Annotated in this window: 20 protein-coding genes and 1 pseudogene; 18 read left to right on the forward strand and 3 right to left on the reverse strand. The window is 71.5% G+C overall.

What is annotated here, in order from left to right; all coding sequences use genetic code 11:
- Positions 1-74 precede the first annotated feature (74 nt).
- The 7 genes from ABZ810_RS22415 to ABZ810_RS22445 all read left to right on the forward strand — a co-directional run bounded on the left by ABZ810_RS22415 (position 75) and on the right by ABZ810_RS22445 (position 6610).
- On the forward strand, positions 75-1238 hold the full coding sequence (locus ABZ810_RS22415; RefSeq protein WP_358405970.1) for a branched-chain amino acid ABC transporter substrate-binding protein: 1164 nt from the start codon (positions 75-77) through the stop codon (positions 1236-1238).
- The gene (locus ABZ810_RS22420; protein WP_358405973.1) at positions 1238-2131 is read left to right on the forward strand and encodes a branched-chain amino acid ABC transporter permease; all 894 of its coding nucleotides are present in this window, start codon (positions 1238-1240) and stop codon (positions 2129-2131) included. Before ABZ810_RS22415 ends, ABZ810_RS22420 begins: the two co-directional genes overlap by 1 nt.
- A gap of 74 nt (positions 2132-2205) precedes the next feature.
- Positions 2206-3246, forward strand: coding sequence for a branched-chain amino acid ABC transporter permease (locus tag ABZ810_RS22425; protein WP_358405974.1), 1041 nt, complete (start codon positions 2206-2208; stop codon positions 3244-3246).
- On the forward strand, positions 3243-4055 hold the full coding sequence (locus tag ABZ810_RS22430) for an ABC transporter ATP-binding protein (protein WP_358405977.1): 813 nt from the start codon (positions 3243-3245) through the stop codon (positions 4053-4055). Before ABZ810_RS22425 ends, ABZ810_RS22430 begins: the two co-directional genes overlap by 4 nt.
- On the forward strand, positions 4042-4767 hold the full coding sequence (locus ABZ810_RS22435; RefSeq protein ID WP_358405978.1) for an ABC transporter ATP-binding protein: 726 nt from the start codon (positions 4042-4044) through the stop codon (positions 4765-4767). Before ABZ810_RS22430 ends, ABZ810_RS22435 begins: the two co-directional genes overlap by 14 nt.
- 90 nt (positions 4768-4857) lie before the next feature.
- Complete coding sequence (locus ABZ810_RS22440; RefSeq protein ID WP_358405981.1) at positions 4858-5283, forward strand: MarR family transcriptional regulator; 426 nt, start codon at positions 4858-4860, stop codon at positions 5281-5283.
- Positions 5284-5386: 103 nt separating this feature from the next.
- Positions 5387-6610 carry an MFS transporter gene (locus tag ABZ810_RS22445; protein WP_358405983.1) on the forward strand — a complete coding sequence of 408 codons (1224 nt, stop codon included), beginning with the start codon at positions 5387-5389 and terminating at the stop codon, positions 6608-6610.
- A gap of 139 nt (positions 6611-6749) precedes the next feature.
- Here the strand turns inward: ABZ810_RS22445 and ABZ810_RS22450 are convergent, their stop codons facing one another.
- Complete coding sequence (locus ABZ810_RS22450) at positions 6750-7592, reverse strand: hypothetical protein (RefSeq protein WP_358405985.1); 843 nt, start codon at positions 7590-7592, stop codon at positions 6750-6752.
- 235 nt (positions 7593-7827) lie between these two features.
- Here ABZ810_RS22450 and ABZ810_RS22455 point away from each other — a divergent pair, with 235 nt between their 5' ends.
- Positions 7828-8799 (forward strand): 4-hydroxy-3-methylbut-2-enyl diphosphate reductase, encoded by a 972-nt coding sequence (locus tag ABZ810_RS22455; RefSeq protein ID WP_358405987.1) that lies wholly within the window; start codon positions 7828-7830, stop codon positions 8797-8799.
- Positions 8800-8814: 15 nt separating this feature from the next.
- Here the strand turns inward: ABZ810_RS22455 and ABZ810_RS22460 are convergent, their stop codons facing one another.
- Together ABZ810_RS22460 and ABZ810_RS22465 are read right to left on the reverse strand one after the other, a co-directional pair.
- Positions 8815-9453, reverse strand: a complete 639-nt coding sequence (locus tag ABZ810_RS22460) for a DUF6542 domain-containing protein (protein WP_358405990.1) — start codon at positions 9451-9453, stop codon at positions 8815-8817.
- A gap of 485 nt (positions 9454-9938) precedes the next feature.
- A pseudogene (locus tag ABZ810_RS22465) lies at positions 9939-11135 on the reverse strand (DNA recombination protein RmuC); the annotation flags it as partial.
- 144 nt (positions 11136-11279) lie between these two features.
- Between ABZ810_RS22465 and ABZ810_RS22470 the strand changes: the two are divergent.
- The 10 genes from ABZ810_RS22470 to ABZ810_RS22515 all read left to right on the forward strand — a co-directional run bounded on the left by ABZ810_RS22470 (position 11280) and on the right by ABZ810_RS22515 (position 25924).
- A complete protein-coding gene (locus tag ABZ810_RS22470; RefSeq protein WP_358405991.1) occupies positions 11280-12290 on the forward strand; it encodes an alpha/beta hydrolase in 1011 nt (336 codons plus the stop codon).
- Positions 12291-12361: 71 nt separating this feature from the next.
- Positions 12362-13453 (forward strand): redox-regulated ATPase YchF, encoded by a 1092-nt coding sequence (gene ychF, locus ABZ810_RS22475; RefSeq protein ID WP_358405994.1) that lies wholly within the window; start codon positions 12362-12364, stop codon positions 13451-13453.
- Positions 13454-13555: 102 nt separating this feature from the next.
- Positions 13556-13921, forward strand: a complete 366-nt coding sequence (locus ABZ810_RS22480) for a hypothetical protein (RefSeq protein WP_358405997.1) — start codon at positions 13556-13558, stop codon at positions 13919-13921.
- A gap of 390 nt (positions 13922-14311) precedes the next feature.
- A complete protein-coding gene (locus ABZ810_RS22485; protein WP_358405998.1) occupies positions 14312-15325 on the forward strand; it encodes a conjugal transfer protein in 1014 nt (337 codons plus the stop codon).
- A 71-nt stretch (positions 15326-15396) separates the two neighbouring features.
- Entirely contained in the window at positions 15397-15681 is a 285-nt protein-coding gene (locus ABZ810_RS22490; RefSeq protein ID WP_358406000.1) for an LptF/LptG family permease, read from the forward strand.
- A gap of 87 nt (positions 15682-15768) precedes the next feature.
- Positions 15769-19179, forward strand: coding sequence for a TcpE family conjugal transfer membrane protein (locus tag ABZ810_RS22495; RefSeq protein ID WP_358406002.1), 3411 nt, complete (start codon positions 15769-15771; stop codon positions 19177-19179).
- Between the two features lie 112 nt (positions 19180-19291).
- Positions 19292-21793 carry an ATP-binding protein gene (locus ABZ810_RS22500; protein WP_358406003.1) on the forward strand — a complete coding sequence of 834 codons (2502 nt, stop codon included), beginning with the start codon at positions 19292-19294 and terminating at the stop codon, positions 21791-21793.
- A complete protein-coding gene (locus ABZ810_RS22505) occupies positions 21790-24213 on the forward strand; it encodes a type IV secretion system protein (protein WP_358406004.1) in 2424 nt (807 codons plus the stop codon). The genes ABZ810_RS22500 and ABZ810_RS22505 overlap by 4 nt, the downstream gene beginning before the upstream one ends.
- Positions 24213-24857, forward strand: a complete 645-nt coding sequence (locus tag ABZ810_RS22510) for a hypothetical protein (protein WP_358406007.1) — start codon at positions 24213-24215, stop codon at positions 24855-24857. The genes ABZ810_RS22505 and ABZ810_RS22510 overlap by 1 nt, the downstream gene beginning before the upstream one ends.
- A complete protein-coding gene (locus ABZ810_RS22515; RefSeq protein WP_358406010.1) occupies positions 24854-25924 on the forward strand; it encodes a bifunctional lytic transglycosylase/C40 family peptidase in 1071 nt (356 codons plus the stop codon). Before ABZ810_RS22510 ends, ABZ810_RS22515 begins: the two co-directional genes overlap by 4 nt.
- Positions 25925-26096: the final 172 nt, after the last annotated feature.

Genomic DNA, 26096 nt, shown 5'->3' on the forward strand with positions numbered 1-26096 from the left:
TTGTCCCGAACGCGTGTGCCATGACAGCAGCACCGGTTCGGGGGATGGATCTCATCGAGGAGGCGGAACCCCCAATGACGCAGAGGCCGAGTGTGCGCGCGGCGGTGCTGGCCGGCGGGCTGGCGATGGCGATGTCGGTGTCGGGGTGCGGGGAAGGGCTGCTGGGCGGGGGCGGCGACGACGAGAAGGGCGACATCCTGATCGGGATGGACATCCCGCTGTCGGGGGACAGCGCGGAGATCGGCCCGTACATGAAGAACGGCGCGCAGCTCGCCGTCGACGAGATCAACGGCAAGGGCGGGGTGCTCGGCGGCCGGAAGCTGAAGCTCCAGGCCGAGGACGACGCGTGCGACCCCAAGACGGCGGTCGCGGCGGCCAACAAGCTGGTGTCGGCGGGCGTGAAGGTGTCGGTGAGCGGCTACTGCTCGGGCGCGACGTTGCCCACGCTGCCCGTGTTCGACCGGGCCAAGATCCCGATGATCATTCCGGTGGCCAACTCGGCGGAGCTCGCGGCGCAGCGGCTCAGGCACGTGTTCATGATCAACGGCACCGGCGACCAGCAGGCCGCCGCCGCGTTCACCTGGCTCACCAGGCAGCGCGCCACGAAGGTCGCGCTCATGCACGACAACACCTCGTACTCCAAGGACATCGCCGACCGCACCGCCGCCGAGCTCGACAAGCCGGGCGCGCCCGACAAGACCGGGGTGGAGGCCGTCACGCCGAAGGAGACCGACTTCTCGGCCGCGGTCACCCGCGTGCTGAAGGGCAGGCCCGACTACATCTACTGGACGGGTTACTACGCCGAGGGCGGGCTGCTGATCCGGCAGTTCAAGCAGGCGGGATACAAGGGCAGGTTCCTGGTGGGGGACGGGTCGGTCGCCGACAGGCTCGCGCAGATCGCGGGCGGCACGAACGCCGAGGGCGTCTATGCGACCATGACCCCGACGCCCGCGACGCTCCAGGGCGCCGAGGGCTGGAAGGCCGCGTACAAGACCAAGTTCGGCGCGGACCCGGGACCGTACTCGACCCAGGCCTACGACGGCATCCGGGTGGCGGCCGAGGCCATCACCAAGGCCGACGGCACCGACCCCGACAAGATCGTCACGGCCCTGGAGCAGATGAACGGCTTCAGGCTGTTCAGCGGGCCGCTCAAGTTCACGCCGCAGCACACCATCGTGGGCGGCTTCGAGATCCAGGTCGTCCGGAACGGCACGTTCGTCCTCGCGGAGAAGCTGTAGTGGCGCAGCTGATCTGGAACGGGCTGTTCGTCGGCTCGTTCTACGCGCTGGTCGCGCTCGGCTACAGCATGGTCTACGGCGTCATCAAGCTGCTCAACTTCGCGCACGGCGACCTCTACATGCTCGGCGCGTTCTCCGGGTTCGCCATGCTCGGCGCGATGAGCGGCCTGGTCGACACGCACTCGCTGCTCGCGCTGCTGCTGGTGCTGATCGCGACGATGGCGGTCACCGGCATGGCGGGCGTGGCCCTGGAGCGGCTGGCCTACCGGCCGCTGCGGGGCGCGCCGCGGCTGTCGATCCTCATCACCGCGGTCGGCGCCTCGTTCGCGCTGGAGTACGGCATGCGGATCATCGCCGGGCCCAATCCGCGCGTCTACCAGGTGCGGCTGGGCGGCACGGTGGTCGAGGTCTTCGGCGCGCGCATCACCGTGCAGCAGATCGTGCTCGTCGGCATCGCGGTGGCGCTGATGTTCGCGCTCGACGCGCTGGTGATGCGCAGCCGCCAGGGCCGGGCGATGCGGGCGATCGCGCTCGACCCGAAGGCCGCGCAGCTCATGGGCGTGGACGTGAACGCGGTCATCGCGCGCACGTTCTTCATCGGGTCGGCGCTCGCGGGCGCGGCCGGGGTGATGGCGGGCGCCTACTACGGGAAGATCGACTTCCTGATGGGCTTCATCATCGGGCTCAAGGCGTTCACCGCGGCGGTCATCGGCGGCATCGGCAACATGCGCGGCACGATGCTCGGCGGCCTGGTCCTCGGCCTGCTGGAGTCGTTCGGCACCGACCTGCTGGGCGGCGAGTGGCGCGACGTCTTCGCGTTCGGCTGCCTGATCCTGTTCCTGACCGTGCGGCCTACCGGCCTGCTCGGCGAGCGCGTGACGGAACGCGTATGAGCGGCCGGGAGGGCAGGGCGGACGACGGCGCGGCACCGGACGGTATGGCAGCGAACGGTATGGCAGCGAACGGTATGGCAGCGGACGGTGTGGACGGGCCGCCGGTCAAGCACGGGCCGCCGGTCAAGCCGGTGCGCGGGCGCGGGCCGTCGCTCGTCACGCGGCTCATGGAGACCCGCTACCTGGGCTGGATCGGGCTGGCCGTCGCGCTCGGCGCACCGCTGATCATCGCGACGCCGTACGCGCTGAACGTGATGACCAGCGCGGCGATCTTCGTGATGCTCGCCGTGGGCCTCAACATCGTGGTCGGCTACTGCGGGCTGCTCGACCTCGGCTACGCCGCGTTCTTCGCCGTGGGCGCGTACACCAGCGGGGTCCTGGCGATCGAGCTGGACCTGCCGCTGATCGCCACGCTGCCCGCGGTGCTCGTCGTGACGGTCGTGGCCGGGGTGGTGATCGGCGCGCCGACGTTGCGGCTGCGCAGCGACTACCTGGCGATCGTGACGCTCGGCTTCGGCGAGATCATCCGGATCTGCGCCACCAACCTGGACATCACCGGCGGGCCGTCGGGGATCTACGGCATCCCCGGGCTGTTCGGCGGCGACGTGCTGACCGAGCCCGCGGCGTTCTACTACGTGACGGTCCTGGTGGTGTCGCTCGCCGTGCTGCTGGCCGCGCGGCTGGGCCGGTCGAGGCTGGGCCGGGCGTGGCGGTTCGTGCGCGAGGACGAGGACGCGGCGGAGGCCATGGGCGTCAACACCTACAAGGTCAAGCTCGCCGCCTACATCGGCGGCGCGGTCTGGGGCGGCATCGCCGGGATGTTGTTCGCCGCGCACCTGACCGCGATCTCGCCGCCCAGCTTCACGTTCCTGTGGTCGGCGCTGGTGCTGATGGCCGTCGTCCTCGGCGGCATGGGCTCCACCCCGGGCGTGGTCGTCGGCGCGGTCTTCATCAGCCTGGCGCCCGAGCTGCTGCGCGATCTGGCCGACTACCGGTACTTCGTCTTCGGGATGTTGCTGATCATGGTGATGATCGTCCGGCCGCAGGGGGTGTGGCCGCACCGTTCCCAGGAGACCGCCCGGACGGCGGCGAGGTCGAAGGAGCCGGTGACATGACCCTCCTCCAGGTCGACGCCCTGCGGCTGTCGTTCGGCGGAGTGCGCGCCATCGACGGGTTGTCGTTCGAGGTCGGCGCGGGCGAGATCGTCTCGTTGATCGGGCCGAACGGCGCGGGCAAGACGTCCGCGTTCAACTGCGTCACCGGCTTCTACCGGCCGACCGGCGGCGACGTCCTGCTTGACGGCACGCCGGTCGGCCGGCGGCGGCCCGCCGCGATCGCGGCCCTCGGCGTCTCGCGCACGTTCCAGAACCCGCGGCTGTTCGGCGAGCTGTCGGTGCTCGACAACGTGCGCGCGGGCACCCATCTGTGGTTGCGGCAGAACGTGCTGGACGCGCTGCTGCACACGCCGCGCTACCGGCGCAGCGAGCAGGAGGCGACCGACGAGGCGCATCGCTGGCTGGACTTCGTCGGGCTGCGCGGCGACCGGACCGGCCTCGTGCGCAACCTGCCGTACGGGGAACGCCGGCGGGTCGAGATCGCGCGGGCGCTCGCCCGGCGGCCGCGCCTGCTGCTGCTGGACGAGCCGGCCGCCGGGCTCAACCACGCCGAGAAGGCCGAGCTGCTCGACCTCATCCGGCGCGTCCGCGGCCTCGGCACCGCGATCGCGCTCATCGAGCACGACATGGGCCTGGTCATGGAGGTGTCCGAACGGGTCGTCGTGCTCAACTTCGGCCGCGAGATCGCCGTCGGGCCGCCGGACGCGGTGCGCCGCGACCCGGCCGTCGTCGAGGCCTACCTGGGCCGCGACGCCGACGAGGACGAGCTCGCGGCGGCACGCGAGGAGGTGCGCGGTGCGCACGACTGACCCGCTCCTGGAGATCACCGGCCTCGACGTGCACTACGGCGGGGTGCACGCGCTGCGCGGGCTGAGCCTGACCGTGCGCGAGGGCGAGATCGTGGCGCTGCTGGGCAACAACGGCGCGGGCAAGACGACGACGCTCTCGGCGGTCTCCGGCCTGGTCCGGGCGTCGGCGGGACGCATCGTGCTCGGCGGCGAGGACCTCACCCGGGCCGCGGCGCCGAAGGTCGTGGCGGCCGGGGTCGTCCACGTGCCGGAGGGCCGCCGCATCTTCGGCCTGCTCACCGTGCACGAGAACCTCCAGCTCGGCGGCTACCTCGTCCGCGACGCCCGCGAGCTCCGGCGGCGCATCGACCAGGTGTACGAGCTGCTGCCGCGGCTGGCCGAGCGGCGCGGCCAGCAGGGCGGCACGTTGTCGGGCGGCGAGCAGCAGATGCTGGCCATCGGGCGGGCCCTGGTGGCCAGGCCCCGCCTGCTGATGCTGGACGAGCCGTCCATGGGCCTCGCGCCGCTGGTCGTGACCGCCGTGATGGACGTGATCCGCGACATCAACGCGGCCGGGTCGGCGGTGCTCCTGGTCGAGCAGAACGCCAAGGCCGCCCTCAAGATCGCCGACCGTGGCCATGTGATCGAGAACGGCCGGACCGTGCTCGAGGGTTCGGCGGCCGAACTGGCCGCCGACGCGAGGGTGGTGGAGGCCTATCTGGGCGGCGTCTGACCGGCCTGGACGGCCTGTGAGAGAGATCACGGAGAATACTTAGTCAGACTAAGTTAGTCTGGCTAAGTAATGCCAGAGAGGTGGTCGTCCGTGACCGATCCCAACCGCGAGCTCGCCGAGCACTTCAGCCGCAACCTGCGCGACGTGGTCCTGCTGCTGCGCCGGGTCAGCGCCGACCAGCCGATCACCAGCCAGCAGCTGGCCGTGCTCGGCTCGCTCGAGGGCGGCGCGCGGCGGATGACCGAGCTCGCCGAGGAGCACGGCGTCCGGCTGCCCACCATGACGGCACAGATCAACCGGCTCGAACGTGACGGCCTCGTCGTGCGGGGGCGCGACGCCTCCGACGCCCGCGTCGTCACCGTCGAGCCGACCACCGCGGGGCTGGAGCAACTGTGCGCCGCCCGCGAGCAGCGGATCGTGTTCCTCACCGAACGGTTCGCCGCCCTGGACGACGAGCAGCGCGCGGCGCTCGCCGCCGCCCTCCCCGCGTTCGACAGGCTCTTCGCCGGCCCCTGACGACGAGGCCGCCGCCCGCGACGAGGTCGTTCCCGACGAGGCCGCCCGCGACGGCGCCGCCACCGCGGCGAAGAGCCGGACACGCTCCCGAAAGGAAGGCCCCATGCAGCAGCACGCGCCCGCTCAGGGCGGCGGCATCCTGCGCCAGCCGATGTCGGTCTGGGCCACCGCGTTCGCCGCGGTCGTCGCGTTCATGGGCATCGGCCTGGTCGACCCGATCCTGCCCGCGATCGCCCAGGGCCTGGACGCCTCGCAGAGCCAGGTGTCGCTCCTGTTCACCAGCTACTTCCTGATCACCGCCGTCGCGATGCTCGTCACCGGCTGGGTGTCCAGCCGCATCGGCGGCAAGAGGACACTGCTCATCGGCCTGACCCTGGTCGTCGTCTTCGCCGCCCTCGCGGGCACGTCCGACTCCGTCGGGCAGCTGATCGGGTTCCGGGCCGGCTGGGGCCTGGGCAACGCGCTCTTCGTCGCCACCGCGCTCGCCGTCATCGTGGGCGCGGCCAGCGGCGGCGCCGAGTCGGCGATCATCCTGTACGAGGCGGCGCTGGGCCTGGGCATCTCGATGGGCCCGCTGGTCGGCGCCCTCCTCGGCGACATGAACTGGCGCTACCCGTTCTTCGGCACCGCCGCCCTGATGGCGGTCGGCTTCCTGCTCATCACGACGCTGCTCAAGCCCACGCCCAAGCCGCCGGCCACGACCCGGCTGTCGGACCCGATCCGGGCGCTCGCGCACGGCGGGCTGTCGACCACGGCGTTCACCGCGCTCTTCTACAACTACGCCTTCTTCACGATCCTGGCGTTCACCCCGTTCATCCTGCACATGGACGCCTACGGGATCGGGTTCGTGTTCTTCGGCTGGGGTGTGATGGTGGCGCTGTGCTCGGTCTTCGCGGCGCCCTTCCTCCAGCGCCGCCTTGGAACGGTCCGCGTCATGCACCTCGCGCTCGCCCTGCTGGTGGTCTTCCAGCTCGGCCTGGCGTTCTCGCCGCACGCGGGGATCATCGTCTTCACGATCCTGTCCGGCATCCCCATCGGGCTGAACAACACCGCGTTCACCGAGGCCGCCATGGAGGTCTCCGACTCCCCGCGCCCGGTCGCGTCGGCGGGCTACAACTTCGTGCGCTGGCTCGGCGGCGCCATCGCCCCGTACCTGGCCAGCAAGCTCGCCGAAGAGATCAACAGCGACGTGCCCTACTTCGTGGGCGCCGCCTGCTGCGTGGTGGCCATCGGCATCCTCGTCGTCCGGCGCCGCCACCTCGCGGCCCTGGACCGCGTGGACGTCGACCACGCCTTCCAGGACGCCCCCGTCCCGGCCAAGGCCTGACCACCCGAAGACCCCAGAAAGGCGAAGACCCCCAGAAAGGCGAAGACCCCCAGAAAGGCGAAGACCCCCAGAAAGGCGAAGGGGCCCCGGATCCATCCCCCGGGGCCCTTCGCCTGCGTTCGTTCGTGCTCGCGACGGCTCAGCTGGTGCCGTTCAGCTTCGCGATCCGGTTCTCGTACATCCTCAAGACGTCGGCGCGGGCGGCGTGCTTGCGCTCGTACTCGCGCAGCAGCTTCACCTGGTCGGCCGACAGGCCGCGGAGGCGGGCGCGGAGCTGGGGCAGCGTGGCCTTGTCGTAGTCGGGCACCGGCAGGTCGGCGGCGATCTTCTCGGCCTCCGCCTGCGCGGCGGGCTTGGCCTCGGGCTTCGGCTCGAGGTCCGGCTTGGCCGCGGCCTTGGGCTCAGGCTTGGGCTCCGGCTGGGGCTCGGCCTTGGCCTTGGGCTCAGGCTTGGCGGCGGGCTTGGCCTCGGGCTTGGCCTCGGCCTTCGGTGCGGGCTCGGCGGCCTTCGGCTCGGGCTTGGGGGCGGGCTTGGCGGCCGCGGCGGGCTTCGGCCTGGCGGCCTCGGCGGCGGGCTTGGCCTGCGGCTTCGCCGCGCCGGGCTTGCCGACCGAGATCTCCGAACCGGCGCGGGCCCGCGCGGGCGGCTCGGCCACGGCGGTGCGGGCCCGGGCTGGGGCGGGGGCGGTCCGGGTGCGGACCGGAGCGGGCTCCGGCTCCTCCTCGGCGCCGCGGATCTTCTCGACCACGCTGGTCACGACGTGCTCGGCGGTGTGCTGCACGTCGTCGCGGAGACGGCCGAGCACGGGCTTGACGCCGCCGCCCTCGGTGATCTCCTTGTAGTCCTTGGTCACCCGGTCACTGAGCAGGAGGGCCCGGCCGACGCCGAACATGGCGAGCCGGACCGCGTGCAGCGGGAGGTCGCGAACCTGCTCACCCACCGATTCCTGCACCTGCTTGAGGCGGCGCGGCGATTTCACCATCGTTCTCCCTCTCCCTGCTGTCCTGATCACCGGACGGGGTCGATCTGGGCACCGTCAGTCAATCATCACTCTGCCCCAAGCCCGCGAAGGCGGGCACCCCGCCCTAATGGATTTCTGTCCAAAAGAACGTGGAGTGAGTCACATCGCGGGCTTCATCAGAGCTTTGACCCGCCGCCGAGCTCAGGTGATCTTGCGTACGGTGCGGTGCCGCCGGGGCGCCTCGTACCATGGGTGCATGACCTCCACCAGCCAGCGCCGTGTCCTGCTCGCCAAGCCGCGTGGTTACTGCGCCGGCGTCGACCGCGCCGTGCAGGCGGTCGAGATCGCCCTGGAGAAGTACGGGGCGCCGATCTACGTACGCAAGCAGATCGTCCACAACGTGCACGTGGTCAGGACGCTGGAGGAGCAGGGCGCCATCTTCGTCGACGAGACCGAGGAGGTGCCCGAGGGCGCGATCGTCGTGTTCTCGGCGCACGGCGTCGCCCCGGTCGTGCACGAGGAGGCCCGCGGCCTCAGCCTGCGGACGATCGACGCGACCTGCCCCCTGGTGACCAAGGTCCACAAGGAGGCCGTGCGCTTCGCCAAGGACGACTACGACATCCTCCTCATCGGCCACGAGGGCCACGAAGAGGTGATCGGCACCAGCGGCGAGGCGCCCGACCACATCCACCTGGTGGACGGCCCGGACGACGTGGCCAACGTGCGGGTCCGCGACCCGGAGAAGGTGGCCTGGTTGTCGCAGACCACGCTGTCGGTCGACGAGACCCTCGCGACCGTGGCCAAGCTGCGCGAGCGGTTCCCCAACCTGATGGACCCGCCGTCCGACGACATCTGCTACGCCACCCAGAACCGCCAGGTCGCGGTCAAGGAGATGGCCGCGCAGTCGCAGCTGGTCATCGTGGTCGGCTCGACCAACTCCTCCAACTCGGTGCGGCTGGTCGAGGTCGCCAAGGAGCACGGCGCCGACGACGCCCACCTGGTCGACTACGCCGAGCAGATCGACGAGGCCTGGCTGGAGGGCGTGACCACGGTCGGCGTCACCAGCGGCGCGTCGGTGCCCGACGAGCTGGTGCAGGGCGTGCTCACCTGGCTCTACGAGCGCGGCTTCGGGCAGGCCGAGGAGATCGAGTCGGTCAAGGAGAGCATGCGCTTCGCCCTTCCGCACGAGCTGCGCAAGGACCTGCGCAACACCCCCGCGACGGCGTAACCGCCCGTCCGGACGTCAGTCGACCTCGCTGCGCGGAGCCCGCGGCTCCCTGCGGGCGTGCCGGGAACGTTCGGTGCGGGCCCCGGCGGCCGGCGTCTCGTCCCAGCGCACGGGGTTCTCGTTCTCCTCTTCCTCGAAGAGGCGGCTGCCGACGAGCTTGTCGCGCAGCTCGCGGTAGGCGGTCACCAGGCCGCGCGGCGCGCCGATGCCGATCACCAGGATCGTGCCGAGGAACAACCACGGCGCGGTGGACGCCAGCGCGGTGATCATGCCGACCGCGATGCCGCGGAAGAGCGAGTCCTCGCCCAGCGACGTCATGATCTCGGCGACCAGGGTGACGGCGAGGAAGACCAGCGGCGGGCTGACGGCGAGCGTGAGCAGGTCGGCGGGACGGGTGGCGAACGCCGCGAGCGCGCATCCGGCGGCGAACGCGAGACCGGCGAGCATCGGCGTCTCGAGCCCGCGGGAGAACAGCGCCCCGAGCAGCCCGACGCCGAAGATGACGACGATGCCGCCGCGGCCGGTGAGCGCGATGGGCCCGTTCCCGGCGGCGGCCGAGCGCAGCCGTGGGCCGGGAGCGCCGCCGTCACGTCGCACAGGTCCCCCCGGGGCCGGCGAGGCGCCGCCCGGCGCGTCGCTTACCGATGAACTCATTGCCACCACTCCCTGCGATCAATCTGCTCGGGGATGGCCCGTCCGCCGAAACTTACCGGTTCCGTCGCGGAGTCGGGTCGGGGTCGCGCGTCCCCGGGCGGGTCGTCGTCGCTGCTCTCCGGGGCGAGGCGCTGGTCGGCGGGATGGCCGTCATGGTCGGGGGTGGTCCGCGCGCCGCCCGCCAGCTCGTCCAGGTGGCGCCGTTCGTGGGCCGTCAGCTCGTCCTCGTCCGCGGCCGGCGCCGCGCGCCCGGCCGCCGCGGCGGCACCCGCCGTCGTGTCGCCGGACGCCTCCGGTCCGTCGGTCGCCGAGGCGCCGCTCGCGGGCGTGTCGTTCGCGGGCAAATCGGTCGTGGTCGAGTCGGTCGTGGTCGCATCGTTCGCGGGCGTGTTGGTCGTGGTCGTGTCGTTCAAGCGCGTGTCGGCGGCGGCCGTCCTGCCGTCGGCCGTCGTACCGGCGTTCGGGAGGAGGACGTCGCCGGTGCCGCTCAGCTCGGCCGCCGACGGTGAACGCGGGCTCTCCTCGATCGGCTGGGGGCCCTCGAGGCCCGTCTCGACGACGCCGAGCTCGTTCAGCTTGCGCGCGCTCACCAGCACCCGGGTCTCCAGCGAGCCCACGGTGCGGTTGTAGGACTTGACGGCGCCGGTGAGCGAGCGGCCGAGCTCCTCGACGTGCTGGCCCATGGTGCCGAGCCGCTCGTACAGCTCCTTGCCCAGCTCGAACACGGCGCGCGCGTTGCGGGAGAGCGCCTCCTGCTGCCAGGCGTACGAGGCGGTGCGCAACATCGTGATCAGCGTGGTCGGGGTCGCGATGTGCACGCGGCGCCGCATCGCGTACTCCAGCAGGCCCGGGTCGTGGTCGAGCGCCGGCGCCAGGAACGCCTCGCCGGGGATGAACAGGACGACGAACTCCGGCGCGGGGCTGAACGCCTGCCAGTACGACTTGGCGGAGAGCCGGTCGACGTGGTCGCGCAGGTGCCGCGCGTGCGCCTCCAGCCGTACCGGCTCACCGGACTCGGCGGCCTGGAGGTAGGCCGCGAGCGACACCTTGGAGTCGACGACGATGCTCTTGCCGCCGACCAGCCGGACGACCATGTCCGGCCGGACCGTGCCGTCCCGGGTCGTCGCGGTGGCCTGCTCCTCGAAGTCGCAGTGGTGGGTCATGCCGGCGAGCTCCACCACCCGGCGCAGCTGCAGCTCGCCCCAGCGGCCCCGGGCCTCCGGGCGCTGCAGCGCGCGGACGAGCGTCTGCGTCTCGGCGCGCAGCTGGTCGGAGCTCTGCCGGACGAAGTCGACCTGGCGGGCCAGCATCGCGTGCGACTCGCGGCGGCCCGTCTCGACCTCGCGGAGCTGCTCCTCGACCTTGGCCAGGGTCTCCTTGAGCGGTGCGACCAGGTGCTCGACGGCCTGCTTGCGCCGTTCGAGCTCGCCCGCCGCCTCGACGCCGGCGGCCTTGAGGCGCGCGTCGGCGAGGTCGAGGAACCGCTGGTTGCTGGCGTCCAGCGCCTTGGACGAGAGGACCTCGAAATGTTCGGCCATGCGTTCCTCGGCGTAGGAGAGCTTCTCCTCGGCCGCCCGCGCGCGGGCGATCAGCGCGCCCTGGCGCCCGGTGGCGACCGCGAAGCCCAGGACCGCACCGAAGACGCCCCCGATGGCGAGGCCGGCGAGCAGCGCGAGATCCATTCGTTCATCGTGACAGCGCGCACACGCGGCGCCGGTGCGACGCGCCGAGACGGCGCCCGGACCCGACAATTAGACTCAGCGTTCACTAACGCCTGCAAACCGGTAGGTTCGGTGCGCGGAGCACCCCCCGAGGAGTGAGCGAGCATGACCACGAGCACCCAGAGCGCGGCCCGCATCCGCCTCGCGCCCACGACGGCCGCCGAACGCCGGGTCGCCAAGGCCCTCGCGCTCGAACCGGGCGGCCCGCCGACCCTCCAGGCCCGCATCGCCAACCGGGTGATCAGGACGCTGATGAAGTCCGCCTGGCAGTACGGGCCGGACTCCGAGGCGGGGCTCGTCCGCATCCAGCGCGCCACCGACGTGATGGGGCGCTTCCAGGCCGTTCCGCGCGGCGTCGCGATCGACCAGGAGGACCTGGGGAGCTGTACGGGGGAGTGGGTGCGCGCGGGCGCCCCTGACCCCGGCAAGGTGCTGCTCTACCTGCACGGCGGCGGCTACTTCTTCGGCAGCCCGCGGCTCTACCGGCCGTTCAACTGGCGCCTGTCGGCGTCGACCCGGCGGGCGGTGCTGGCGCTCGACTACCGGCTGGCCCCGCGCAACACCCCGGCCGACGCACTGGCGGACGCCCTCAACGCCTACGACCACCTGCTGCGCCAGGGGTACGCGGCGCACGACATCGTGGTGGGCGGCGACTCCGCCGGAGGGCACCTCACGCTCGCGCTCCTGCTGGCGCTCAAGGAACGGGAGCAGGCCGCGCCGGGCGCCGCGTTCTGCCTCTCGCCGTGGGTCGACCTGCTCTGCCAGTCCGAGTCGCACCAGCTCAACCGGCACAGCGACGCGCTGATCCCGGCCGGCAAGCTGTCGTGGCTCGGCCGCGAGTACTGCCGCGACAAGGAGGAGAACGACCCGCTCTTCTCGCCCCTGCGCGGCGACCTGACCGGCCTGCCGCCGATCCTCTTCATCGCCAGCGGGTCGGAGATCCTGCGCGACGACACCCGCGAGGTGGCCGAACGGGCCCGCGCGGCCGGCGTCCGGGCCGTCTACCAGGAGTGGGACGGGCTCGTGCACGTCTTCCCGGTCTTCGCCGACTTCATGCCCGAGGGCAAGGCGGCCTTCCGCCACATCGCCGAGTTCCTCCGGGCGGCCGGAGCCTGATCCGGGCGGCCGGGGGCTGAACGGCACCGCCGGGGCACCGCCGGTCGCCGGGGCCAATAAACTTGACCGCCGTGAGCCTCTCCATCGGAATCGTCGGGCTGCCCAACGTCGGCAAGTCCACCCTCTTCAACGCGCTGACCAAGAACGACGCGCTGGCCGCCAACTACCCGTTCGCGACCATCGAGCCCAACGTCGGCGTGGTCGGGGTGCCCGACCCGCGGCTCGCCGAGCTCGCCACGATCTTCGGGTCGCAGAAGATCATCCCGGCGACGATGGAGTTCGTCGACATCGCCGGCATCGTCAAGGGCGCGTCGGAGGGCCAGGGCCTGGGCAACAAGTTCCTGGCCAACATCCGTGAGACCAACGCGATCTGCCAGGTCATCCGGGCCTTCGAGGACGCCGACGTCACGCACGTCGACGGTGACGTGGCACCGTCCCGCGACATCGAGACGATCAACACCGAGCTGATCCTGGCCGACCTCCAGACGATCGAGAAGGCCCTGCCGCGCCTGGAGAAGGAGGCGCGGACCAAGAAGGACAAGGAGCAGCTCGCGGTCGTCGAGGCCGTGAACGCCGCGCAGAAGCTCCTCGACGAGGGCGTCACGCTCTTCGCGGGCGCCGCCAGGGCCGGGATCGACCTGGCGCTGCTGCGGGAGCTCCACCTGCTGACCGCCAAGCCGTTCCTCTACGTCTTCAACCTGGACGAGGAGGAGCTCGGCGACGAGGGCCTGCGCGCCAAGCTGCGCGACCTGGTCGCCCCCGCCGAGGCCATCTTCCTCGACGCCAAGATCGAGGCCGAGCTCATCGAGCTGCCCGACGACGAGGCCCTGGAGCTCCTCCAGGGGCTCGGCCAGGAGGAGTCCGGGCTCTCGCAGCTCGTCCGGGTCGGCTTCGACACCCTCGGCCTCCAGACGTACCTCACCGCGGGGCCCAAGGAGTCCCGCGCCTGGACGATCCGCAAGGGCGCCACCGCGCCCGAGGCCGCCGGCGTCATCCACACCGACTTCCAGCGCGGCTTCATCAAGGCCGAGATCGTCTCCTACGACGACCTGGTCGAGGCCCGCTCCATGGCCGCCGCCCGCACCGCCGGCAAGGTGCGCATGGAGGGCAAGGACTACGTCATGCAGGACGGCGACGTCGTCGAGTTCCGCTTCAACGTCTGACACCGCGGATCGCTGCGGACCGCCCCGGACCGCCGCGGACCGCCGTGGATCACCGCGGACCGCCGTGGACCGCCGCAGCCGGTGTCCGCGGCGGATAGATTTATGTCTGTGTGCAGATACGCCGAGACCCCCTACAAGGTCCACTACGTCTGCGTTCCGTGCCGCCAGAGTCACAAGTTCCCGTGGGACGGCGCCGAGCACCTGTGCACACGTTGCCGCGCGCCCATGGTGTTCGCGGGGCACGACTTCGCGGCGCCCCGCAAGGGCGATGACCGCAGGTGGGCGGCCGTCGCCGCCGTTCTCGAGTCCGGCCTGACGTACGAGGGTTTCGAAACGTGCGGGTGCGGGCGCCGGCCCCGGTACCGTCCGCGCACGAGCGCCGACGTCCGCGCGCGCCGGCGCATCGCCGCACGTGAAGGGCTGGACGACGCCGAGGCGCTCGCCTTGCGCGACCTCGATGACGCATAAGGTCATACGGCGTGTAGTTGGTAGTCGTACAGTGCGTGTGGGTGTTTTGTCCCAAAATCGACACAATGACGGATTCGAACGGAAAGAGATTCCGTCCGTGGACGCCATGCGGTGGACAAGCAACTGCCGTGGCGGAGCACTTGTGCGGATAGGAGTGCGACGCGTCTTTCGCCCGGCAGACAGGGGATCGTCACCGTTTGGCAATCTTCCCTGTTCCGGCCGAGGTGGATTGCATTATCCGCAACCGCGTGCCGGGGGTGTGCTTCGCCCTGATGCGCTGGAACAATTGACGCTCGCGGTTACCCTGGCTCGTGGTGGGGTCCGGAATGACCGCACCGAAGACCGGACAGATGACGCGCCGACCGGGGGCGAGGCGCGAGCGGAGGCGTGATGGCTCGCAGGTCGGCCGTGCGACACGGCCGTGAGACCGCTGTTGTCGAGGAGGCCCCGGCGGCCGGCCTCGGCCTCGATCCGTCCGCCGAGCCGTGGGACGTTCCAAAGCAACGCCGCGGCGGCGGTGGCGGAGGCCGCGGCGGTGGTCGCTACCGCGGCTCCGGCGGCCGCTGGTGGGTCTGGGTCGGCCGCGCCGTCCTGTGGGCCGTCATCCTCGTCATCCTCGTCAACGGCATCCGCGCGCCGTTCGAACGGTTCACCGCGACCGAGACCGGGAGCCCCGAGGCGCCCAGGCCCGGCAAGGCGGCCCAGTTCCCGAGCAGCGCGGCGAGCGCGTTCGCGCTGCAGTTCGCGACCGTCTACCTCAACTACGACCAGAAGACCGCGCCGGCGCGCGAGACGCAGATCCGTGCGTTCATCGCCGAGGGCGCCGACGGCCAGTTCGGCTGGAACAGCGTCGGAACGCTACAGGTGCAGTCGGTCCAGGTCGCCGGAGTCGACGCGCGGGACGCCAACAACGCCACCGTCACCGTCCTCGCCCGCAGCCAGGACAAGTGGCTGCGCCTGGCGGTGCCGGTCTACGCCAAGGACGGCGCGCTGGTCATCTCCGGCCGCCCCGCGCTCCTGCCGCCGCCCGCCCGCGCCGTCCTCCCGCAGACCGGGGCGCGCGACCGCGACCAGGCGCTCGAATCCGAACTCCAGCCGGTGCTCGGGCCGTTCTTCCAGGCGTACGCGAGCGGCGACGCGGCCGCGCTGGCCCGCTACGCCGACGGCAAGACCCTCTCCGGTCTTGCCGGTGCGGTGACGTTCGCCCAGGTCAGGGAAGTCATCGCCCCCAAGGGGCCCGCCGGGGAGCGCACCGTCACCGCCACGGTGGCGTGGCAGATCACCGGCGACGCCGCCGGTGTCGGCGGCGAACTCGAGCAGTCGTATCAGCTCGAGATGGTGAAGAAGGGCGCGAACTGGTTCGTGCGAGACATTCGCGGCGCGACGGGGCAGGGCGCATCATGAGAGGTCGCGACGTGAGAGAACACCGGGGCTCGTTCCCCACCCATCCCGCCGGCCTAGGAAGGTAGTGGTCGATGCTGCACCACATCATGGCGTCGATTCCCCACGAGGTTCTGGCGGCGCCGAACGACGACCTCAAAACCGATGACCTCGCCGAATTCCTCAGGCAGTTCTTCGGTCCGTTGTTCTTGGTGATCGTGTCCATTGTGGCGATCTTTTTTCTGTTCACCCGTGAGATCACGCGATTCGTACAGTTCATTGTTCTGGCGATCGGGATTGGAGTGGTGTTCTACGTACCCAACATCATCGAGACCATGGCCAAGGCGATAGCCAAGGCCCTGGGAGTGGACGTGACCTGACCAGGTGGGCGGACACCGAGGTCGGGGCGGCTCCGCGCAGGGGCCGCGGCAGGCGACACTGTGCTTGCGCAGTTAGGGGAGTAGGGCGTGGATCTACCCACGTACACGAACATATGGCGCATTGAGAAGAGGCTCTACAAGCTGTACGACCTGCGGCTTCCGATGCCTCTGCCGCTCGTCCAGATCGGTGTGTTCGCCGGAGTGTTCGTGCCGTGGATCCTGCTGCTCTTGTTCGTCGGGATCCCGTTCGAGACTCCCTGGCACGTGCTTTACATCGTGCCGCCCGGAGTCCTGACCTGGCTGGCGACCCGGCCGGTCATCGAGGGCAAGCGGCTCACCGAACTCATGATCTCCCACACGCGCTATGTGGCCGAGCCGCGCACCTGGTGCCGCCTCACCCCCATCCGCGAACCGCGCGAGGTCGTCATCGTCGCGCGCGTCTGGCGCGTCCCGCAGGCCCCCGCCCCGGTGGCGGCCCCCGAACGCGCCGCCCTCAAGTCCCGGCGCAAGGCCCGCAAGGCCCAGAAGAAGGCCGTCGAGCCCGTCGCCCAAGAGGTCGTCGTCCCCACGGCGGCCTCCCTCCTCCCCGGCCCCGCCCTCGCCGACGCGCCCATGCCGCTCGCCGAGTACGCGGCCCACCAGCCCACCGCGCCCGGCCACGACATCCAGATCGCGGGCCGCGCCCAGGACGTCCCCGCCCCCGAGCCCGTGCCCGGCATGCTCGGCACCGAGGACGACGTCCGCGTCGCCGGAGGCCCCGTCCGCCGCCGCAGGCCCGACCGCCCCTGGCGCCGGACGAGCCGCGACATCTCCCACGAGGACGACATCCGCGTCGTCGCCCAGGAACCGGCCGACATCGAGCACCCGCCGGCGACCCCGCAACTGGAGGTTCCGCCCGCGCGCCCCGCGCCCGAGCAGGAGCCCACCCCCGCCGAGGAGCCGGTCGGCTCCGGCAAGCGCGCCCTGGCCTCAGGCGTCCGCCGCCCAGGCGCCGCCGCCGAGTTCTGGAAGGCCATAGCCCCCACCAACGGCGAGGACCCGGCAACCACCGAAGCCCCCACCCCGGGCAACGCGCCCACCCGCGGCGACCAGCCCGCATCGGCCGACGGCCGTTCTCGCGGCGAAGCGTCCATGCCGGGCAACGCGTCCACTGCCCAAGGCACCCCGCCCGACCAGGGCGACGCGTCCACGCCAGACGACGCCCGCACGCGGAGCGAAGCGCCCGCACCAGGCGACGCGTCCACACGTGGCGAGGCGCCGGTGAGCGGCGAGGCGCCCACCTCTCACGACGCCTCCACGCAGGGCGAGGCGCCCCTCCGCAGAGAGCAGCCCGCCTCGGCCGACGGCCGCATGCGCGCCGGAGCCTCCCCGCCGGGCGACACGTCCCGCGACGAGTTCTCGCGGGGTGAGGTGTCGGCCACTGGTGAGGCGCGGGTGAGTGATGACGCGCCCAGTTCGGACGAGGCGCGTACGCGCGCCGAAGCGTCCACGCCGGGCGATGCGTCATCGCGTGGTGAGGTGGCGGACGACGAGACGTCCGCGACGGGCACGCGCACCCGTGGTGAGGTGTCCACGCGGGGCGAAGTTTCCACCGCTCACGGCGCGTCCGCGCCCGGTCGCGGTGAGGCGCCCGCATCGGCCGACGGACGCCGGCGTGGTGAGGCGCCTGCGCTGGGCGAGGTGTCCGCGCGTGATGGGTCCGGGCAGGGCTCGTCGACGGGCCGGGATGACGCGTCCGCGGCGGATGAGGTCGGTGCGCGGCGGAGGGCCAGGGACGGGCGGGAGGCCGTCTCCGAGGAGTCGGAGGCTTCGGCGACCACGCCTGCGGCCGCAACGCGGCCTGACATTCCGAAGCGGCCCGCGGCGGCGGACACGCGGCCTGACATTCCGGCGCGGCCGCCCGCCACGAGGCCCGACATTCCCATGGTCCCGGGCGCGTTCGGGGCGGGCGACGGTGACGTGCCGCTGAGCGACGTTCCGTCCAGTGAGCGTGTCGGGGAGACCCGGGACGACATCCCCGCCCAGGAGGTGTCCGCGAGCGGCGCGCGCGCCGACGAGGAGCGGGCGCGGGAGAACGAGGAGCCCGAGACCCGCGAGCGGGGCAGGGAGCCGGGCGGCCGGCGTCCCAGGACGCCGTCGCCGTGGCGGCAGCACCCGGGCCCCGGACGTTCCGAGCAGGAGCCGGGCGAGCGGCCCGCGGAGGACGGGGCCGCGCGCAAGGAGCCGCCGAAGCCGTGGTCGAAGGGGCTGTCCAAGCCGATGCGCGCGTCCACGACCGACGCGCTCGTGTGGCCGCCCGTACCGTCGCAGCGGCGCGACCAGCGGCAGGGCGAGACCCGTCCGCAGGCGACGCCGCCGCAGCGGCCCGGCGGGCATCCCGCGCGGTTCCCGACGAGCGGGCCGCCGCCGCGCCCGCCGCAGGGCACGCCGGTCAAGCCCCCGGCGCCGCAGCACCAGCCACCGCAGCGGCCACCGGCCGTACCGGCGGCGGATCAGACCCCGCCGCCGCGCGAGGTGCGTTCCGGCCCGGCGTCGCCCGTCCGGCCGCGGCCCCTGCCGCCGCCTCCGGCGCCGCCGCCGTCCGAGCCGGCGATCACGCCGCCCGGCCCGGAACACGAGGTCAGCACGGGCGGGCTGCGCCGCCTCATCCAGGCGGTCGGCGGCGGCCACGGCGAGGCCGACGCCGAGTACGAGGCGCGGCTGCAGCAGCCGTTCCACGGCACGCGCCACATCGTGGTGCTGGGGTGCACCGGCGGCGCCGGGCAGACCGTCACCTCGCTGATGCTCGGCCACACGTTCGCCCAGCACAACGGCGAGCCGACCGTCGCCATCGACGTCAACCCCGGGCCCGGCGCGCTGGCGCGCCGCACCCGCAGCGAGACCAACGAGACGCTGACCGGGCTCATCACCCGCGCCGACCAGGTCAACAGCCTGACGGCGATGCGCCGCTACACCTCGCAGGCCAAGTCCGGGCTGGACGTGATCGCCGCCGGGCGCAACCCGCTGCAGGCCCTCGACGACCGCGACTACGCGCTCGCGATCCGTACGATCGACCGCTTCTACTCGGTTACCCTTCTGGACGCGGCGGCCGCGGTCGTCGCGCGCGTGCTGCCGTACGCGGACCAGATCGTGCTCGTCGCACCGGCGAGCTCGGACGCGCCGCGCGCGGTGTCGATGACGTTCGAATGGCTGGACGGGCACGGTTACGACGAGCTCAGGTCGCGCGCCGTGACCGTCATCAACGGGGTGAGCCGCCGGAGCATGGACGACGTCGAGCAGGCCGAGGCGGTCGCTCGGGGGCGTTGCCGGGCATTGGTGCGCATCCCGTGGGACGATCATCTCAGCATGGACCGCGCGCCCCGCAACGAGCTCAAGTCGTTGCGGGCGCCGACGCGGCGTGCCTATCTTGCCCTCGCCGGTGTCGTCGCGGGTGGGTTCAACGTTATGCCCGAGCGTTACCAGGAGCTTGCGGAACAGGAGCAGGAGGCCAGTCGATGAGCCCCGCGTGCAGCCGTCCGGCGGCTGGACCGACCCGTTCACGAACCGAACCCGAGTCCGCGTCCGCGCGGGTGCGACCCACCGGTCGCGCCGCGCTGAGCGGAGCGAGGCGATGAGCAGAGCATCGAAGGCGCGGTCCAGCCGGCTGGCCGTGCGGTACTTCGACGACCGGGTGCTGCTCACCGACAACGCCGCCTGGGCGTACTTCCGGCTCCCGACCGTCTCCTACGAGTTCACCACCGGCGAGGAACGCGAGGCGCTCGCCACCAACATCACCATCGCGCTCGCCGGCATCCGCATGCAGGACGCCGAAGTGCACCTGCGCATCGCGCACCGCACCTACCCGGCGGCCGAGTGGGCGCTCGCCCTCGACAGGACGTCCGACGGCGGCACCGGCTGGCGCGACTACCTGGAGGAGACGTACGCGCACGTCTGGGCGAAGGACTTCTGGACCAAGGAGGTCTACCTGGGCGTGCGGCTCGGCCCGCGCGGCATGGGCGCTCAGCTGTCCGGCGGTGTGCTGCCGCAGCTCCTCGGCTTCTACAAGCGCAGCGAGCAGACGCTCGGCATCGAGGACGACGTGATCGGCAAGAAGGAGATCTCGCGCTGGACCGAGCAGGCCGAACGGGTCGGCCGTGCGCTCGGCGGCTCCGCCCTCTACGCGCGGCACGCCACGTCCACCGAGGTGGCCTGGCTGTTCCAGCACGCCGTGACCGCGTCCCTCCAGGACCCGCCGCCCTCCGCCGTGGCGCGGCGCACCTGGGGCAAGGGTGAGATCGAGGCGCTCGTCGAGGGCGCGATCCACAACGGCCGCTCGTACCTGCGGGTCGAACAGCCCAACACCAACGGCAACGGCAGCGCCACCGCGCAGTCGTACGTCGCGTACCTGTCGTTCGCCCGGTTCCCGGACATGATGCCGTTCCCGGACGGCGAGCCGTGGTTGCACTACGCCGACGCGCTGCCGTTCCCCGTCGAGATCAGCGCGCGGATGAAACTGATCCCGCCGGCCAAGGCGTCCAAGGACGTCTCGCGCAAGCTCGCGCACGCCCGTGACATGGACCAGCACATCCGCGAGGCGGGCGCCGAGGCGCCGATCGCGCTCGCCGAGCAGATCGACGCCGCGCGCATGCTCGAGCACGGCATCACCAAGGAGCGCCTGCCGTTCGTCTACGGCTGGCACCGGCTGATCGTGTCGGCGCCGACCGCCGAGCTCCTCGCCCAGCGCGTGGACGCCGTCGTCGAGCACTACCGCGACATCGGCATCGACGTGGTCAACTCGACCGGCGACCAGTTCAGCCTGTTCCTGGAGTCGCTGCCGGGAGACCGCATCCGGCTCCAGGCGTACGCGCAGCGGCAGCCGCTGCGCACCATCGCCGGCGGCATGCCCACCGCCACCGTCGACCTCGGCGACCGTCCCGACGAGCACTCCGAGGGCTGGGTCGGCCCGTACATCGGCGAGACCCTCGGGCGTGCCCGCGCGATCGTGCACTTCGACCCGCTGGTCGCCGCCGCCCGCAACCGCCCCACCGCGGTCGCGATCACCGGCGAGCCCGGCGGCGGCAAGACGACGCTCGCGCTCCTGCTGATCTACCAGATGGCGCTGCGCGGGGTCACGATCGCCGCGATCGACCCCAAGGGCGACGCCGAGTCGCTCGTCGAGCTGCTCAAGGCACGCGGCCGCAAGGCGCGCATCCTGCCGCTCGGCTCCGCCGCGCCCGGCCTGCTCGACCCGTTCTCGTTCGGCGACGACCTGGCCGCCAAGAAGACCATGGCGACCGAGACGTTGCGGCTGCTCCTGCCGCGCATGTCCGAGGAACGCGAGTCGGCGATGATCCAGGCCGTCGGCGCCGTGGCCAACGCCGACCGCCCGTCCCTGGGCAAGGTCGTCGACTACCTCGAAGGCTCCGACGACCCGGCGTCCAAGAACCTCGGCGCCGTCCTGCGCTCGATGTCGGAGATGCGATTGGCGCGGCTCTGCTTCGACCCGTCCGGCGGCGAGCGCATCGACAGCGCCGGCTGGACGACCGTCTTCACGCTCGGCGGCCTCACCCTGCCCGACGTCACCATCGGCCGCGAGGACTACTCGTACGAGCAGCGCCTCTCGGTGGCCCTGATGTACCTGGTGTCGCAGTTCGCGCGGCGCCTCATGCACGGCCTCGACCGGCGCATGCCCAAGGCCATCTTCCTGGACGAGGCCTGGGCCATCACATCGACACCCGAGGGCGCCAAGCTGGTGCCGGAAGTGTCGCGAATGGGGCGCTCTCGCAACACTGCGTTGATCCTGGTGTCACAGAACGCCGGAGACCTCTTGAATGAACAGGTGACCAACTGCCTGTCATCGGTGTTCTCCTTCCGTTCATCCGAACGCGTCGAGGTCGGGAACGTGATGTCTCTGCTGGGGGTGGAGGCGTCCGACGAGCACAAGGCCGTACTGCGCAACCTGGGCAACGGCGAGTGCATCTTCCGCGACCTCGACGGCCGGGCCGGCCGCATCGGAGTCGACCTGATCTCCGACGAACTGCAGCGCTGGCTCGACACCAACCCGACCCGATCACGTCCGGGGTCGTCCGAACTGACAGCGGCGGGGGCCGAGGCCGAGGAGGTCACCCGATGAGGCGTCCCCGTCATCGGGCGGTACGCATCCAGCGCACCCCCGAGGAGGGCCTCGATAGAGCCCTGTTCGACCGTTCCGGTCACCCTCGCCGCACCAGGTCGCGTGCCGGTCGCGTGCCGCCGCGTGCCGGCCGGATGCCGCCGCGCCGCAGGCGCACCCGTCGCACCGCGGTGCTGCTGGTGCTCATGTCCCTGTTCCTGCTCAGCCCGGTGTCACCGGCGGTGGCGTCCATCCCGCTGCCCAGCCCGAGCGACGCCTGCCGGCCGGCCGACAACCCGGCGCCCGAGCAGTACGGGTCGGGCACGGACGGCCTGATCAAGCCGCCGGACTACCCGAACGAGAAGCTGAGGACCACGCCGGTCCAGGACCTCACGTACTACGACCGGTATGGCACCGCCGGGCAGAGCTGGTACGCGGTCGACATGGGCTGCTCGGACGCCATGGCGATGATGGGCAACGCCCTCGCCAACACCACGTTCACCCTCGTCCGCGCGATCGACCGTACGACGATCAGCGTCTACCAGGCCGCCGCGTCCGAGTCGCTGCTGAGCTGGCTCAAGAACACCGTCGACGGTGTGATCAGCGGGATCGGCAAGACGTTCAACGCGCGTTACTGGTCGTGGGTGGTCATCCTCGGCGCGATGTGGCTGGCCTGGTGGGGGCTCGTCCGCAAACGGGCCAGCAAGGTCACCGAGGGCGTCATCTGGATGGTCGCCGCGATGGTGGCGCTGATCTGGCTGATCGCCCGTCCCGCCGACTTCACCACTCTCGGCACGAAGGTGTCGGAGGCGACCAGCGCCGCGTTCAACGCGGCCCTGCCACAGAGCGACGCCAAGGGCGGCACCTGTATACCGGTGCCACAAGGCCAGCCGGATCCGATGAAGTCCGCCGACATCGACGCCACGACGCGCAACGCCAACGGCCTGTGGGTGGCGCTGGTGTGCAAGCCGTGGCTGATGGGCCAGTTCGGGACGACCGATCCGAACGCCAAGGTCGTCAAGGACAACGCCGACAAGCTGCTGTGGTCGCAGGCGGTCGACCTGCCCGAGACGCACGGCGGGCAGAAGGTCGACCTCGCCAAGAAGGCCGACGCCTACAAGGCCGTCTCCAAGGACATCAAGGAGAACCACGCCGGCGTCTATCCGGTCTTCCAGGGCAAGAACTGGACCAGCCGCCTGGCCGTGGCGTTCGGCGGGCTCTTCGCCGCCCTCGTCGCCGGCATGCTCATCATGGTGATCGCTGTCGCGCTCATCGTCGTGAAGATCGCGTTCCTGCTCCTCCTGGTCGCGGGCCCGATCTTCCTCGGCATCGGCATCCATCCGGGCATCGGACGTGTCATCGCCATCCGCTGGCTGGAACTCCTCCTGTCGATGTTGCTCAAACAGGCGGCCTTGATCGGTGTGCTGTCCCTCCTGCTATGGGCGTACGGGCTGATCCTCGGCGAGACATTGCCCTGGGGCCTGCAGATCCTGCTCATCGCCCTGGTCACGTTCGCCGCGTTCATCTATCGCAAACCGTTCCAGCACCTCTTCTCCTCGGTCGGCTACTCGGCCGTCGGGGCACGCGAGAAGAGCGAGGCCCATCTCGACAAGTCGATCATGGAGGCCCGCAAGGCCACGACCGGAGTGGCGACCGCCGCCGTTCCGGGCGCCGCCGGCTATCGCCTCGCCCGCTGGGGCAAGCGCGACGCCGCCGCCGAGGCCGGTGCCAACCCGGACGCCGCCACCGCCGGTACCGGTGTGGCCACCGACAGGCGCTCGGCCATCGGCGGCGCCGGGGCGGGTGAGGGAGCCTCGCCGGACGCCGCCCCCGTGCTCGCCGCCAAGCCGCGCTCCGGCGCCGCCGCGGCCCAGGGACGTTCCCGCCGCGGTGCGCCGCCCCTCAACCTGCCGACCCGCGCCGGCGTCTCCGGCGATTCCCGCCGCGACGCCGCGCCCGCGGACGCGCCGTCCGCCTCTGACGGAGGCGGAAAGGCATCGGGCACCGGCATCGGAGTAGGCCGTCCCAGCTCATGGACCGGCCGTTCCTCGTCCGGCGGCGGTGGCGGCGAGTCGGGCGGCTCGGGCGGCTCTGGCGGTGGCGGTGGCGGTGGTGGTGGCTGGTTCAAGGGCGGCGGCGGATCCTCCGGCGGTGGCCGAGGCCGCGCCAACGGAGGCAACGGCTCCGGCTCCGGCTCAGGTGGCGGCGGATCCAGGACCCCGGCCCGAGGCCGCAGCGGCGGCTCCGGGGGCGGAGGGACCCCCGCACGCGGCGGCGGCAAGCCCGACCCCGCGTCAGGCGTTCCGAAGCCCCGTTCCGGCGGCGGGACCGGCCAGCAGGCACCCCCGCCCCTGTGGGGGAAGAGGGGCTCGGAAGGTGGTAGCCCGCCGATACCGTTCTGGTTGCGTCCGGTCGAACGTGATTCAGAACGGGATGATTGATGAACCTGACGGACCGTCAGCGCAAGCTCCTCTTCGTGGGGCTCGTGGTGGCCCTGGCCGCCGTCGGCATCTACCTGACGATGGCCGCCCCGGATGACTCGCCGGAGACCGCGGGCGCCCGTTCGTCCGCGGCTCCGTCCGTCTCCGCGGGCCCGACGGGACCGGCATCACCGCCACCGGGCATCGGCGGAGCCGTCTCGCCGGGCAACTTCGACATCTACCGGCTCCTGCCGTTCTCGCAGCAGGAGTTCACGACGGCGGCCGACACCGCGCAACGTTTCATCGCCGCCCAGAGCACGTACCGCTACGACGAAGACCCCAAGATCTTCATCAGCCGGGTGACGCCGCTCGCCACCGACCAGCTCCTCGACGAGATCGAACGCGGCGCGACCTCGCCCGGCGTCCTCGACGACCGCCGCGCCCAGCAGATCGTCGCCGAGGGCAGCGCCACGCTCGACCGGGTCCGCGACATCGAGGACAACTCGATCATCTTCCTGATCACCGGAAAGCAGCAGCTCACCAAGTCCGGCAAGAAGAGCACCACGAGCCAGCAGTACGCGGTCACGGTCGCGCGGGACGGCGCCTCGCTCAAGGTCTACGCCTTCGAGCCCGCCGACGCCGGTCAAGCGGGTGACACCGGATGAACCGCCGCAACCTCCTCCTCGTCGGCGCCATCGGCGCGGTCGGGATGTTGTTCGTGGCGCTGATGATCGTCCCGATCCTGTTCGGCGCCAGCCAGTTCATGTACGGGGGAGGCGGCGCGGGCAGCGGCGGCTGCGTCGACGTCTCCCAGGCGGGCGCTCAGCCCGCCGAGGCCACCGACGCCCGCGCCATCCCGGCCAACTACCTCGCCCTCTACAAGAAGGCCGGCGCCGACTACGGCATCCCCTGGAACGTCCTCGCCGGCATCGGCAAGGTCGAGACGAGCCACGGCACGTCCAGGCTCCCCGGCGTCAGCAACGGCGAGAACTACGCCGGGGCGGGCGGCCCCATGCAGTTCCTCGAAGCGACCTTCAAAGCCTTCGCGGTCGACGGCAACAAGGACGACAAGAAGGACCGCTACGACCCCGAGGACGCCATCCCCTCGGCCGCCCGCTACCTCAAGCACAACGGCGCCCCGGAACGTATGCGCACCGCCATCTTCATGTACAACCACTCGTGGGACTACGTGAACCTCGTCCTCGACTGGGCCAAGAAGTACGGCGGCGGCGACTTCAAGGTCGTCCAGTCCAACGGCGTTGACTGCCAGGACAACAACCTGCCCCCCGGCGTCGACGGCATCGTCCAGCGCATCATCGCGTTCGCCATGGCCCAGCGCGGCAAGCGCTACATCTTCGGCGCCAACGGCCCCGACGCCTGGGACTGCTCCAGCCTCCTCCAGGCCGCCTACCGCGGCGCCGGCATCTCGATCCCGCGCACGACCTGGGGCCAGTGGCCCTTCGGCGTCCGCGTCCCCAAGGGCGACGAGCAGCCCGGCGACCTCGTCTTCTTCAACTCCGGCCCCGGCACCGCCGCCAACCGCCCCGGCCACGTCGGCATGGTCATCGGCCCCAACAAGATGATCGTCGCCAGCTGCTCCACCTGCGTCCCCAACATCGGAGTCAAGCCCTACAAACGGACCGACTGGGTAGGCTCCACCCGCCCCCTGGCCCGCCCCGACATCAAGAACAAACTAGCCAACCTCCAACCCCAAGCCGCACCCCCCGGCTAACCCTGGTCAGCGCCGCTGATCCAGCAGGAGACGGACGGCGCCCGGGTTATGGCGAAGTATCCGACGGAACCGTCACAGGGATGATGCAGTCCAACAAACGCCTAGAGCGAGAGACAGCCGCGGCGTAGGCTGACTGCCGTCCTTTCAAGAAGTGCGGCGGGAGGTCGGTGAA

The organism is Spirillospora sp. NPDC047279 (assembly GCF_040643285.1).
GTDB lineage: Bacteria > Actinomycetota > Actinomycetes > Streptosporangiales > Streptosporangiaceae > Spirillospora.

Bases quoted from the DNA above. Each gene is read 5' to 3' on its own strand.
- ABZ810_RS22415 (WP_358405970.1), top strand. From the start codon at position 75: ATGACGCAGAGGCCGAGTGTGCGCGCGGCGGTGCTGGCCGGCGGGCTG.
- ABZ810_RS22425 (WP_358405974.1), top strand. From the start codon at position 2,206: ATGGCAGCGGACGGTGTGGACGGGCCGCCGGTCAAGCACGGGCCGCCG.
- ABZ810_RS22430 (WP_358405977.1), top strand. From the start codon at position 3,243: ATGACCCTCCTCCAGGTCGACGCCCTGCGGCTGTCGTTCGGCGGAGTG.
- ABZ810_RS22445 (WP_358405983.1), top strand. From the start codon at position 5,387: ATGCAGCAGCACGCGCCCGCTCAGGGCGGCGGCATCCTGCGCCAGCCG.
- ABZ810_RS22450 (WP_358405985.1), bottom strand. From the start codon at position 7,592: ATGGTGAAATCGCCGCGCCGCCTCAAGCAGGTGCAGGAATCGGTGGGT.
- ABZ810_RS22455 (WP_358405987.1), top strand. From the start codon at position 7,828: ATGACCTCCACCAGCCAGCGCCGTGTCCTGCTCGCCAAGCCGCGTGGT.
- ABZ810_RS22460 (WP_358405990.1), bottom strand. From the start codon at position 9,453: ATGAGTTCATCGGTAAGCGACGCGCCGGGCGGCGCCTCGCCGGCCCCG.
- ABZ810_RS22470 (WP_358405991.1), top strand. From the start codon at position 11,280: ATGACCACGAGCACCCAGAGCGCGGCCCGCATCCGCCTCGCGCCCACG.
- ABZ810_RS22480 (WP_358405997.1), top strand. From the start codon at position 13,556: ATGTCTGTGTGCAGATACGCCGAGACCCCCTACAAGGTCCACTACGTC.
- ABZ810_RS22485 (WP_358405998.1), top strand. From the start codon at position 14,312: ATGGCTCGCAGGTCGGCCGTGCGACACGGCCGTGAGACCGCTGTTGTC.
- ABZ810_RS22490 (WP_358406000.1), top strand. From the start codon at position 15,397: ATGCTGCACCACATCATGGCGTCGATTCCCCACGAGGTTCTGGCGGCG.
- ABZ810_RS22500 (WP_358406003.1), top strand. From the start codon at position 19,292: ATGAGCAGAGCATCGAAGGCGCGGTCCAGCCGGCTGGCCGTGCGGTAC.
- ABZ810_RS22505 (WP_358406004.1), top strand. From the start codon at position 21,790: ATGAGGCGTCCCCGTCATCGGGCGGTACGCATCCAGCGCACCCCCGAG.
- ABZ810_RS22510 (WP_358406007.1), top strand. From the start codon at position 24,213: ATGAACCTGACGGACCGTCAGCGCAAGCTCCTCTTCGTGGGGCTCGTG.
- ABZ810_RS22515 (WP_358406010.1), top strand. From the start codon at position 24,854: ATGAACCGCCGCAACCTCCTCCTCGTCGGCGCCATCGGCGCGGTCGGG.